This is a genomic window from Pseudomonas frederiksbergensis, from assembly GCF_003732275.1.
Lineage (GTDB): Bacteria > Pseudomonadota > Gammaproteobacteria > Pseudomonadales > Pseudomonadaceae > Aquipseudomonas > Aquipseudomonas frederiksbergensis_H.
Genome location: NZ_MOBM01000012.1, coordinates 43,837 through 56,238 on the forward strand (window position 1 = coordinate 43,837; position 12,402 = coordinate 56,238).

General features: G+C 60.5%; 10 protein-coding genes. 7 read left to right on the forward strand and 3 right to left on the reverse strand.

Annotated elements, in window-relative coordinates; all coding sequences use genetic code 11:
* The first annotated feature begins 211 nt into the window (after positions 1–211).
* Positions 212–760 carry an RNA polymerase factor sigma-70 gene (locus BK662_RS08175; RefSeq protein WP_007894994.1) on the forward strand — a complete coding sequence of 183 codons (549 nt, stop codon included), beginning with the start codon at positions 212–214 and terminating at the stop codon, positions 758–760.
* A gap of 148 nt (positions 761–908) precedes the next feature.
* Here BK662_RS08175 and BK662_RS08180 read toward each other — a convergent pair whose 3' ends face one another.
* The 3 genes from BK662_RS08180 to BK662_RS08190 all read right to left on the reverse strand — a co-directional run bounded on the left by BK662_RS08180 (position 909) and on the right by BK662_RS08190 (position 3,549).
* Positions 909–1,922, reverse strand: coding sequence for a GNAT family N-acetyltransferase (locus tag BK662_RS08180; RefSeq protein ID WP_123357657.1), 1,014 nt, complete (start codon positions 1,920–1,922; stop codon positions 909–911).
* Between the two features lie 112 nt (positions 1,923–2,034).
* A complete protein-coding gene (locus BK662_RS08185) occupies positions 2,035–2,829 on the reverse strand; it encodes a substrate-binding periplasmic protein (RefSeq protein WP_123357658.1) in 795 nt (264 codons plus the stop codon).
* A gap of 93 nt (positions 2,830–2,922) precedes the next feature.
* Complete coding sequence (locus BK662_RS08190; RefSeq protein ID WP_038982266.1) at positions 2,923–3,549, reverse strand: TetR/AcrR family transcriptional regulator; 627 nt, start codon at positions 3,547–3,549, stop codon at positions 2,923–2,925.
* A gap of 178 nt (positions 3,550–3,727) precedes the next feature.
* Between BK662_RS08190 and BK662_RS08195 the strand changes: the two genes are divergently transcribed.
* The 6 genes from BK662_RS08195 to BK662_RS08220 all read left to right on the forward strand — a co-directional run bounded on the left by BK662_RS08195 (position 3,728) and on the right by BK662_RS08220 (position 12,383).
* Positions 3,728–5,527 carry an acyclic terpene utilization AtuA family protein gene (locus tag BK662_RS08195; protein WP_123357659.1) on the forward strand — a complete coding sequence of 600 codons (1,800 nt, stop codon included), beginning with the start codon at positions 3,728–3,730 and terminating at the stop codon, positions 5,525–5,527.
* A gap of 280 nt (positions 5,528–5,807) precedes the next feature.
* Positions 5,808–6,722 carry an SDR family oxidoreductase gene (locus BK662_RS08200; protein ID WP_123357660.1) on the forward strand — a complete coding sequence of 305 codons (915 nt, stop codon included), beginning with the start codon at positions 5,808–5,810 and terminating at the stop codon, positions 6,720–6,722.
* A gap of 2 nt (positions 6,723–6,724) precedes the next feature.
* Complete coding sequence (gene atuC, locus BK662_RS08205) at positions 6,725–8,341, forward strand: geranyl-CoA carboxylase subunit beta (RefSeq protein ID WP_123357661.1); 1,617 nt, start codon at positions 6,725–6,727, stop codon at positions 8,339–8,341.
* Positions 8,342–8,366: 25 nt separating this feature from the next.
* Positions 8,367–9,524 carry a citronellyl-CoA dehydrogenase gene (atuD, locus tag BK662_RS08210; RefSeq protein WP_123357662.1) on the forward strand — a complete coding sequence of 386 codons (1,158 nt, stop codon included), beginning with the start codon at positions 8,367–8,369 and terminating at the stop codon, positions 9,522–9,524.
* Positions 9,521–10,318 carry an enoyl-CoA hydratase/isomerase family protein gene (locus BK662_RS08215; RefSeq protein ID WP_123357663.1) on the forward strand — a complete coding sequence of 266 codons (798 nt, stop codon included), beginning with the start codon at positions 9,521–9,523 and terminating at the stop codon, positions 10,316–10,318. Before atuD ends, BK662_RS08215 begins: the two co-directional genes overlap by 4 nt.
* Positions 10,319–10,421: 103 nt before the next feature.
* Positions 10,422–12,383, forward strand: coding sequence for an acetyl/propionyl/methylcrotonyl-CoA carboxylase subunit alpha (locus tag BK662_RS08220; RefSeq protein ID WP_123357664.1), 1,962 nt, complete (start codon positions 10,422–10,424; stop codon positions 12,381–12,383).
* Positions 12,384–12,402 lie beyond the last annotated feature (19 nt).

The following is a 12,402-nucleotide window of genomic DNA, read 5'->3' on the forward strand; positions in this document are numbered from 1 at the left end:
AAATAATTAGTCGCCAAGCTAGAGCGCCAGCAGGCTTGAGGTCGGTAGGTGAGTCAGCGTGTCGCAGCTCTCACTCTGCTCTTTCGAGGAGCATTAATTCTCCTTCTCAATTGACAATCATTATCATTCAACATAATTTGTCGCTCGATGTGTAGGACGACTCCGATCCCCCCGTCGTCCCACGACCCTATTTGCAGCAAGGTGATTTCCAATGACGGAACAAGTATCCACAAGCAGGTGCGATTCACCGCTACTTCAGGCCTTCGTCGACAACCGACTGATTCTGGTCAAGATTGCCGCCCGCATTACCGGTTGCCGATCACGCGCTGAAGATGTGGTGCAGGATGCGTTCTTCCGGCTGCAATCGGCGCCGCAGATCACGTCGTCAATCAAGGCTCAGCTCAGTTACCTGTTCCAGATCGTGCGTAACCTGGCGATCGATCATTACCGCAAGCAGGCGCTGGAGCAGAAGTATTCGGGCCCGGAAGAGGAAGGTCTGAACGTGGTGATTCAGGGCGCTTCGCCGGAAACCTCGCACATGAATTTCTCGACCCTGGAAAACATCGCCGATGCGCTGACGGAGCTGCCCAGCCGCACCCGTTACGCCTTCGAGATGTACCGCCTGCACGGCGTGCCGCAAAAAGACATCGCCAAGGAACTCGGCGTCTCGCCAACCCTGGTGAACTTCATGATTCGTGATGCGCTGGTGCATTGCCGCAAGGTGTCGGGCAATCGTGCGGATACCTTTGCTCGTCGCTGAAATTTGCGGCGCTCCATTCGCGAGCAAGCCCGCTCCCACATTGGATCTTCTGTGAACACACTATTGACGGGCACTGCAGATCAACTGTGGGAGCGGGCTTGCTCGCGAAGACTGACTCAAGATCGCCACAGACCTTGAGCCATACACCTCAGACCAACGAACACCGATCAAAAAACCGCTCACGCCCCAGCATCATCAGCGCCGCGCGCTTGTGCGGGAAGTCGAACTCTTTTTCGCAGTGGAAACACTGATTGTGCATATGCCCGATCATCTTCGCGTTGTCGGCGCGAGGCTCGGCGACCACCCGTTGAGTGCGTGGATCATCGAGAAACAAGTAATGCACCAGCGCCGATAGCCAGCTCGCCACCTTGTGCGGGCCGCGGTGATGTTCTTCGCCCACCAGCATGTGAATGCCACGGTCGTAATCACCGGCATCATAGAACGGCGCAATGCGATCCTCCTTGGCCCAATAGGCTTCGAAATAGGCGAACGGCTGATCATCGAAGCAACCGATCAGCGTCAAGGTGTGCGGGTCGGCTTCGAGCTTGCTCAGGTATTCACGATGCTTCTCGAGACTGCCCTCCTCCTGCCAGAAACTCGCCACCCGCGGGCTGTTCTGCCAGCGGTTGAAACGCGCCAGGTCATGCTCGATTTCTACCGTGCGCAGGGAGACCCACGCACCGAGCCGCGCATCGAAGCGTCGATACACCTCACCACGGGGTTTCACCGCACGCAATGGATGGCGCTTGCCGCCGCTGATGACCATTTGCTGCGGATAGCTGCCAGTGCGCGATTCACCCAGCCAAGACTGGGGCAGCTGCCAGAACAGCATGCGTTCGCAGCGATACTGACCGGTGACGTCGGTCGCGATCAACAACCCGCTGAGCAAGGCTTCGGTGGGCACGTCATCGAGGTGCCAGGTCAGACGCTGACAAGCCGCGTCACGGGCAAACAGCCAATAACAGGCCGCCCAGAATGCCTGACCGTCAGGGCGACCGAAGCGCTCCTCCAGCCGCAGATGCAACTCGGGCTCGCGGGTCAGCCGCAGCTCGATCAACGCCTGCCCTTGCAGGCTGAGGCTCAGGCGGCTGGCGGTTTCATCGGCTACAAGACAGTTGCCTGACGGCAAGGCCAGGGTGGTCAGGTCATTCAGATTGGACATGGGTGGGGCTCACGGTAATCGTCGACAGTTCAACGATGTGACGTGAGCCGGAGCAGGAAATTTAAGCGCAGTCACCAAATGCGCGTCTCATGGCACTAATCAGGGGCACGATTCAGGGTTTTCCCACCGGCACCAGAGCAATTTTGTAGGGATCGAAAATCTTCAGCATCTGGCCGTTGTTTCGCAGGCCTTGCAGCAACTTGCCAAATGCTTCGCCGGTAATCGGCGCCTGCGGGCGAATCAACGCGTAATGGTGATAGACCTGATCGATGCGTTGCGACACCAGCAATTGCTCGCCGACTTTCTCGTTACGCAGCAGGTAATCGCTCAGATAGGAGCGTGTCACCAAGGCAATGTCCGCTCGCCCACGCAGCACCATCAGCAGGTTGCTGTCATGGGAATAGGTCAGCGTGGCCTTGTAGGCGTCGGCCAGATACTTGGGATCGGCATTGAAATTGGCAAATTCGTAGTGATAGCCGCTGTACAGCGCCAGGCGCTTGCCCGTCAGGTCCTTGAAGTAATTCTCATCGCGATCGGGTTTCTTTTGCGCGACAAAGATTTCTGCATCTTCCAGGCCCATGTCGACGAGGGTGTGCGGGATGTCCTTCCACCCCCAGTCCGGGTTCTCGAAAATCGCCATGTCGACCCGGCCTTCCTTGAAATCGTTGAAACGTCGAGGAATCGAGGTGGGCACCAGCTCAAACCGATAGTCGGTTTGCAACTGATTCAATGCTTCCACCAGTTGCGGCAACAAACCGGTGTCGGCACCGGACTCCGGGCGCACGGTATAGGGTGGAAAATGCGCGGCACCGACCCGCACCAACTGTGCAGCCTGAGACGGCAACACGCAGCACACAGCAAGCGCCGCCAGCAAAAGCCGAGACACTGTTCGAATTGGTGAAGACATCAAAACAGCCTACTCCCCAAAAAAAATATCAATCAATGCATTCAAGCTAGGCGGTTTCGCCAACTTAGCCAGTTTCTTGCCGAGATAGACGGCTCACTGCCGTTCTTCAAGCACCAGAATCAACGCCTCATCGGCCAATTGATCGAGGCTCATGCTGCCATCGGCACGAAACCAGGTGGTGGTCCAGGACAACGCGCCCGTCAGGAAACGGCGGGTGATGAACACGTCACCACGGATAAAACCGGCGTCCTTGGCTTCGCCCAGCACCTGCAGCCAGATGTCTTCATAAATATCACGCAGCGCCAGAACCTGCGCCTGGCCTTCCGCTGACAGCGAACGCCACTCATACACCAGCACCGCCATGGCTTCGCCGCTGCCGCCCATGATCGACTGCAATTCGCAGCGAATCAGCGCCAAAACCCGCTCGCGCACACTGCCGGCCTCGGCCAGGGCTGCGCGCATCAATGCGGTGTTGTAGCGAATGGTCTCTTCCATCACTGCCCGCAAGATCTCATCCTTGCTTTTGAAGTGGTGAAAAATACTGCCTGATTGAATGCCGACCGCACCGGCCAGATCGCGCACGGTGGTACGTTCATAACCTTTATTACGAAACAGGTGAGCGGCCACTTGCAGCAGTTTGCCGCGGGCGCTGTCCGGGTCGGTCAATTGGCCGCTGTCGACCAATTCGCGCATCACCCTCAGGGCTTTTTGCTCGTCCACCCGTTCTCTCCTACAGTCGATCAATCAATTGCGCCGCTGGCCGCTAAAACAGCGGGGTTGCGCGGGCAATTTAAGCTGGCGGGGGCGACCAAGCAAGCGCTTGGGCAGAAGATATTTCAGTCGTTTACAAACCAAGCGCTTGCTTGGTAGTCTCGAAGCACTTCTGTCGGAGGTGGTTATGGAATTGGCTGCGCCCAAAACAATCCGCATCGGTTGCGCCAGCGCATTCTGGGGCGACACCTCGACCGCCGCCGAGCAACTGGTGGAAGGCGGGCGGCTGGACTATCTGGTGTTCGATTATCTGGCCGAGATCACGATGTCGATCATGGCCGGGGCGCGGATGAAAGATCCGGGGGCCGGCTTCGCCAGCGACTTCATCGAAGTCCTCAGCCCCCTCCTCAACCAGCTCGCGGAACAGAAGATCCACGTCATCAGCAATGCCGGTGGCGTCAATCCACAGGCTTGCGCCGCGGCCCTGCAAACGGCCTGCGACAAGGCCGGAGTGGCGCTGAAGATCGCCGTGCTATCGGGTGACGATCTGCAACCGCAGTTCAAACGCCTGAGCAGCCTTGGCCTCCATGAGATGTTCAATGGCACGCCCCTGCCGCCGATGTGCGTGTCGACCAACGCCTACCTCGGCGCGCCGGGCATCGTCGAAGCCCTGCGTCTGGGCGCCGACATTGTGATTACCGGGCGCGTGGTCGACAGCGCCGTGGTCAGCGCCGCGCTGGTGCATGAGTTCGGCTGGTCGTGGCACGACTACGACAAACTCGCCCAGGCTGCATTGGCCGGGCACCTTATTGAATGTGGCGCCCAATGCACCGGCGGCAATTTTACCGATTGGCACGACGTGCCCGATTACGAACACATCGGTTTTCCGATCGTCGAGGTCGGCGCCGACGGCCAGTTTATCGTCAGCAAACCCGATGGTTCCGGCGGTCTGGTCACGCCCCTGACCGTTGGCGAGCAGATGCTTTATGAAATCGGCGACCCGCAGGCCTATCTGCTGCCCGATGTGGTGTGCGATTTCAGTCAGGTCAAACTCGTGCAGCAAGGCAAAAACGCGGTGCAGGTGCATGGCGCAAAAGGCTTGCCGCCGACCGATCACTACAAGGTCAGCGCCACGTATCCGGACGGTTTCCGCTGTACCGCCAGCTGCCTGATCGCCGGGATCGATGCCGTGGCCAAGGCCCGACGGGTCAGCCAGGCGATCATCAACAAGACCTCGGAAATCTTCAGCCAGCGCGGCTGGGCGCCCTACAGCGAAGTGAACATCGAACTGCTGGGCAGCGAAGCCACTTATGGCCCTCATGGCCAGCGCCAGGACAGCCGCGAAGTGGTGATCAAACTCGCCGTGCGCCACCCAAGCAGACAGGCCTTGATTCTGTTCTCCCGGGAAATCGCCCAGGCCGCCACCGGCATGGCGCCGGGGTTGACCGGGATCGTCGGCGGGCGGCCGACGGTGTACCCGCTGATCCGGCTGTTTTCATTCCTGATCGACAAAACTGCCTGCACCCTGGAAATCGACCTCGCCGGTGAGCGCCACCCGTGCGCCCTGCCCGCCCTCGATGTACTCGATCCGGATGACTTGCCATTACCGTTCGATCCGCCCCAACCCACAGAACGGGCCGACGCCAGCGTGGCCCTGATCAAACTCGCCGTGGCGCGCTCCGGCGACAAGGGCAATCACAGCAATATCGGCGTCATGGCCCGTCAACCCGACTACCTGCCGTGGATCGCCGAAGCGTTGACACCTGCGGTAATGGTCGACTGGATGAGCCATGTCCTCGATCCGATCCACGGACGCGTCGAACGCTGGTATTTACCCGGCACTCAGAGCTTTAATTTTCTTCTGGAGAACGCGCTCGGCGGCGGTGGCGTGGCCAGCCTGCGGATCGATCCGCAAGGCAAGGCGTTCGCTCAACAACTGCTGGAGATCCAGATTCCGGTGCCGCAGCGCATCGCCGATCAGGTCTAGGGGGCGTTCTCAATTAGTTTCCCCGCCGCGCCGGGTCTGCTGTTGTGCAGGGCAAGGCGCGAGAAGCGTAGTTTGGTCATTCCAAATAAGCTTCGAGCAACACAGCCCTGCACAACAGCAGGCCCGGCCCTTCGGGTTGTGCCTTAAAGCGGGCCAGGCTGCGTTGCAGGCCTTGAAAGGGAGCTACCATTCCCAGCGGCCTGCGCCTTGCCTGGCCCGCTTTAAGGCGACAACGCGGCAGGGAAACTAATTGAGAACACCCCCTAAGAGGACCGTCGCCATGGCTTATGACTCGATTTACAAACCCGACCTGTTCGCTGGCCAAAACATCATCGTCACCGGCGGCGGCAGCGGCATCGGTCGTTGCACCGCTCACGAGCTCGCAGCCCTCGGCGCGCATGTGCTGCTGGTGGGACGTAATACCGAGAAACTGAAAAAGGTCGCCGCTGAAATCACCGAAGACGGGGGTGAAGCCAGTTGGCAGGTCTGCGATATCCGCGATGAAGACGCCGTCACGCAACTGGTCAGCGAATTGATCCGCAAACACGGGCCGATTCATGGGCTGGTCAACAATGCTGGCGGGCAATATCCCTCGCCCCTGGCGTCGATCAATCAGAAAGGTTTCGAAACCATACTGCGCACCAATCTGGTGGGTGGTTTTCTGATGGCCCGTGAGGTGTTCAATCAATCGATGAGCAAGCACGGCGGCGCCATCGTCAACATGCTCGCCGACATGTGGGGCGGCATGCCCGGCATGGGTCACTCGGGCGCGGCGCGCTCGGGCATGGACAACTTCACCAAGACCGCCGCGTTTGAATGGGGCTATGCCGGCGTGCGGGTCAACGCCGTCGCGCCAGGCTGGGTCGCCTCCAGCGGCATGGACACCTACGAAGGTGCATTCCGGGCCGTGATCCCGACCCTGTGCGAACACGTACCGCTCAAGCGCATCGGCACCGAATCGGAAATCAGCGCGGCGATTGTTTTCCTGCTCAGCCCGGCAGCCGCTTTTGTCAGCGGCAGCACGTTGCGCATCGACGGCGCCGCCAGCCTCGGCGGGCGGGCCTGGCCGATGCACAAGGCGCAGAACAGCCACTCGTACAACGGCTTTCACCGCGCCTATTTACCCGAAGTACTCAGACCCGACGCGCTCAAACCCGACGCATCCAAACCAGACGAGCTCAAGGACAAGGAGTAACCATGCCGGTCATCCAGTCCCAGGTAGATCCGTTCAGCGAAGCGTTCGCCCGCAACCGGGCGGCCATGCTGGCCGGCATTGAGCAAGTCCGTCAGCTCGAACAGAACCTGCTGAGCAAAGCCGCCGAAGCCAAGCCCAGGTTCGACAAGCGCGGGCAGCTGCTGCCCCGGGAGCGGCTTAACCTGCTGCTCGACCCCGGCGCGCCGTTCCTCGAGCTGGCGAGCCTGGCCGGCTACAAGCTGCACGACGACAAGGACGGCAGCTCGGCCGGCGGCGGTTTGATCGCTGGTATCGGTTACGTATCCGGCGTACGGGTATTGGTGGTGGCGAACAACAGCGCGATCAAGGGTGGAACCATTTCCCCCAGCGGTTTGAAAAAGTCCCTGCGCCTGCAACAGATCGCCATGGAAAACAAACTGCCGGTAATCACCCTCGCGGAAAGCGGAGGCGCCAACCTCAATTATGCGGCGGAGATTTTCGTCGAAGGCGCGCGCAGCTTTGCCAATCAGGCGCGGATGTCGGCCATGAGCTTGCCGCAAATTACTGTGGTCCATGGCTCGGCCACGGCGGGCGGTGCTTATCAGCCGGGGTTGTCGGATTACGTGGTGGTGGTGCGCGGCAAGGCCAAGCTGTTTCTCGCCGGGCCGCCGCTGCTCAAGGCTGCCACTGGTGAAGTCGCCACCGATGAAGAACTGGGCGGCGCCGAGATGCACGCGCAAACCGCCGGCACCGCCGAATACCTGGCCGAGAACGATGCCGATGGCGTGCGCCAGGTGCGCGAAATCATGAGCCTGTTGCCGTGGAACGATCAGCTGCCATGGTTACCCGAACGTCAGTGGGAAGAACCGCTCTACCCCATCGACGAACTGCTGGGTCTGATCCCGGATGACCCGAAAAAACCCTATGACGTGCGTGAAATCATCGCCCGGATTGCCGACGCTTCGAACTTCCTTGAATTCAAGGGCGAGTTCGACCAGCAAACAATCTGCGGGCATTTGCAGATTCAGGGTCGGGCCTGCGGCTTCATCGGCAACAACGGCCCGATTACACCCAAAGGTGCGAGCAAGGCTGCACAGTTCATTCAGCTCTGCGACCAGAGCCAGACGCCCCTGCTGTTTTTCCACAACACCACCGGTTTCATGGTCGGCACCGAGTCGGAACAACAAGGCGTGATCAAGCACGGCGCCAAAATGATTCAAGCGGTGGCCAATGCCCGGGTGCCTAAATTGACGATCGTCGTCGGCGGTTCCTATGGTGCCGGCAACTATGCGATGTGCGGCCGTGGCCTCGACCCGCGTTTCATCTTCGCCTGGCCCAACAGCCGCACCGCGGTGATGGGCGGCGCCCAGGCCGGTAAAGTGTTGCGGATCGTCACCGAAGCCAAACAGCTCAAGGACGGGTTGGTGCCCGACCCGAAAATGCTCGACATGCTGGAACAGGTCACCGCGCAGAAACTCGACAGCCAGTCCACCGCGCTGTATGGCAGCGCCAATCTGTGGGACGACGGGCTGATCGATCCACGGGACACCCGCACGTTGCTCGGGTATTTGCTGGATATCTGTCATGAGGCCGAAGTTCGTTCGCTGCAATCCAACAGTTTCGGCGTAGCCCGCTTCTAAGCGGCGATCAGGAGAACAATAAAAAATGATCTTCACCCAGGAACACGAAGCACTGCGCCGCACCGTCCGTCAATTCGTCGATCACGAGATCAATCCTCATGTCGAGGAATGGGAAAAGGCCGGGCGCTTTCCGATCCATGAGATCTTCCGCAAGGCCGGCGACCTCGGTCTGCTGGGGATTTCCAAACCGGAAAAATTCGGCGGCATGGGGCTCGATTACAGCTATTCGATTGTGGCTGCCGAAGAATTCGGCACCATTCATTGCGGCGGTATTCCGATGTCCATCGGCGTGCAGACCGACATGTGTACCCCGGCCCTGGCGCGTTTCGGCTCCGATGAGTTACGCGAAGAATTCCTCCGCCCCGCGATCACCGGCGAGCAGGTTGGCTGCATCGGCGTCTCCGAAGTCGGTGCCGGCTCCGACGTAGCAGGTTTGAAAACCACCGCCCGCAAGGACGGCGACGACTACGTGATCAACGGCAGCAAGATGTGGATCACCAACTCGCCGAGCGCCGATTTCATTTGCCTGCTGGCCAACACTTCGGACGACAAACCGCACATCAACAAGTCGCTGATCATGGTGCCGATGAACAGCCCCGGCATCAGCCTCAGCTCGCACCTGGACAAGCTCGGCATGCGCAGCTCGGAAACCGCCCAGGTGTTTTTCGACCATGTGCGCGTACCGCAACGCAACCGCATCGGCCACGAAGGCGCGGGGTTCATGATGCAGATGCTGCAGTTCCAGGAAGAACGATTGTTCGGCGCGGCGAACATGATCAAAGGCCTGGAACACTGCGTCGACAGCACCATCGAGTACTGCAAGGAGCGCAAAACCTTCGGCAATGCGCTGATCGACAATCAGGTCATTCATTTCCGCCTGGCCGAACTGCAAACCGAAATCGAATGCCTGCGGGCGCTGGTCTATCAGGCCACCGAGCAATACATCAAAGGCCAGGACGTTACCCGTCTGGCGTCCATGGCCAAACTCAAGGCCGGGCGACTCGGTCGGGAAGTCAGCGACAGTTGCCTGCAATATTGGGGCGGCATGGGTTTCATGTGGGACAACCCGGTGGCCCGGGCTTATCGCGACGTGCGGCTGGTGTCGATCGGCGGCGGTGCCGACGAAATCATGCTGGGGATCATCTGCAAACTCATGGGCATCCTGCCGGGGAAAAAGAAATGAGCACCCTCCCCGTTTGTCAGACCCTGTTGCTCGAACGGCATAACGGCGTCCTGCACATCACCCTCAATCGCCCCGACAGTCGCAACGCCATGAGCCTGCAAATGGTCGCCGAGCTGCGGGCGGTGCTGGCGGCGGTGCGGGATGACCGGCAGGTTCGCGCGTTGGTGATTGGTGGTGCCGGCGGGCATTTTTGTGCCGGTGCCGACATCAAGGACATGGCCAATGCCCGCGCTCAAGGCGCGACCGCCTACCGCGAATTGAACCGTGCGTTCGGCGCCTTGCTGGAAGAAGCTCAGCATGCGCCGCAAGTGGTCATCACGGTGCTGCAAGGCGCGGTGCTTGGCGGCGGCTTTGGTCTGGCCTGCGTCAGCGATATCGCGATGGCCGATCATCAGGCGCAATTCGGCCTGCCGGAAACCAGCCTCGGCCTGTTGCCGGCGCAGATCGCGCCGTTCGTGGTGCAGCGCATCGGCCTGACCCAGGCCCGCCGACTGGCCCTGACCGCCGCACGGTTCGATGGCACCCAGGCGCGGCGCATGGGACTGGTGCATTTTGTCGAGCATGACCCGCAAGCCTTGGCCGAACGCCTCGATGAGGTGCTGGCCCATGTGTTGTGTTGCGCACCGGGGGCGAATGCGGCGACAAAAAAACTCTTGCTGGCGAGTGCGGTGCAATTCTCGGATGGCCTGCTGGACCAAGCGGCCAAGTGGTTCAGTGAGGCAGTGACCGGGGATGAAGGGGTCGAGGGGACGATGGCCTTTGTGCAGAAGCGTAAACCGGGTTGGGCTATTTAAAAGCATCGCGAGCAGGCTCCACAGGGGAATGCATTTCAAATGTGGGAGCGAGCCTGCTCGCGATGGGGCCATCACATTCACCGCAATACAAAGGGAACAACCCATGCCCGCCTTCAGCAAAATCCTGATCGCCAACCGCGGTGAAATCGCCTGCCGCATCCAGCGCACCGCGCAAGCGCTGGGCTACCGCACCGTCGCCGTGTTCAGCGATGCCGACGCCGATGCCTTGCATGTGCAGATGGCCGACGAAGCCGTGAACATCGGCCCGGCCCCGGTGCAACAGTCTTACCTGAACATCCCGGCAATCATCGACGCCGCCCGGCGCACCGGTGCCGATGCGATCCACCCCGGTTACGGCTTCCTCTCGGAAAACACAGAATTCGCCCTCGCCTGCCAACAGGCCGGCATCCTCTTCATCGGCCCCAGCCCCGAAGCCATCGAACTGATGGGCAGCAAACGTCTGTCGAAACTTGCCATGATCAAAGCGGGCGAGCCCTGCATCAAAGGCTATCAGGGCAGCGAACAGGACGACGCGACTTTGCGCCGCGAAGCCGAACGCATCGGCTACCCGCTGATGATCAAGGCCAGCGCCGGCGGTGGCGGTCGTGGCATGCGCCTGGTACACAGTGCCGCCGAGTTGCTGGAGCAACTCCGTACCGCACGCTCCGAAGCGCTGCATGGGTTTGGCAGCGACGAACTGATCCTCGAGCAAGCCTTGATCGACCCGCGTCACGTCGAGGTTCAGGTGTTCGGCGATCAGCACGGCAACCTGATCTACCTTGGCGAGCGCGACTGTTCGATCCAGCGCCGTCACCAGAAAATCATCGAAGAAGCACCCTGCCCGGTAATGACCGCCGAGTTGCGCCAGGCCATGGGCGAAGCCGCGCTCAAGGCGGGGCGCGCGGTGAATTACGTCGGCGCCGGCACTGTGGAATTCCTGCTGGATGCTCGCGGCCAGTTTTACTTCCTGGAGATGAACACTCGGCTGCAAGTGGAACACCCCGTGACAGAGCTGATCACCGGCCTCGATCTGGTGGCCTGGCAGTTACACGTTGCCGAAGGACTGCCACTGCCATTGCGACAGGAGCAGGTGCAGCTCAACGGGCATGCCATGGAGGTGCGCCTGTACGCCGAAGATCCAGCCCAGGGATTTGTGCCGCAAACCGGGCGAATCGCAGCCTGGGAGCCCGCGTTGCAAGGCGGCGTGCGGATCGACCACGGTCTGATCGAAGGCCAGTCTGTCAGCCCGTTCTATGACCCGATGCTGGGCAAGCTCATCGCCCACGGCGCCACCCGCGAAGAAGCCCGGCGCAAGTTGTTGCGGGCGGTGCGGGACAGCGTGCTGCTGGGCGTGCAAAGCAATCAGCGCTTGCTCTCCAGCCTGCTGGAACATCCACAGTTCATCAGCGGCGAGTTCAGCACCGGGTTCATCCCCACGTACTTTGCCGATCATCCTTGTCTGCATCTCCATGTGCCGAGCGCCGAAGAACTGGCCATCGCCGCGGCGCTGTTTTATCAAGCGTCGGCACAGGCTCACCGCGCCCCGCTAGCCGGTTGGCGCAACAACGCCTGCGTGCCTTTGCACTACCGAATCGGCCTGGAGGATCAGGATTGGCCGGTGGAATTGAACGCTGAACCTGGCAAACCCTACCGTGCTCAGATTGGCGCTTGCACCCTCGAACTGAAAATCATCGGGTGCGACGGGCACTGGGCTACCCTGGAAATCGACGGCATCCGCCAACGCCATGCCTACCGCCTCGAAGCCGGGCAACTGTGGTTGTTCACGCGCCCCGGCAGCCTGCGGCTGGTCGATCGGACCCAGGCGCTGGTCAACGGCCAGGTCAGTGTCAGTTCCGGCACGCTCAAGGCGCCGATGGACGGGGCGATCGTCGATGTATTGGTCAGTGAGGGCAGCCCGGTCAGCAAAGGTCAGCTACTGGTAGTGCTTGAAGCAATGAAAATGGAGCATCCGCTCAAATCGGGTATCGACGGCGTGCTCAAACGGTTGCAGATCAAGGTAGGCGATCAGGTCAAAAATCGTCAGATTTTGTTGGAGGTCGAATAAGCCGCTAGGCGGATCCGCC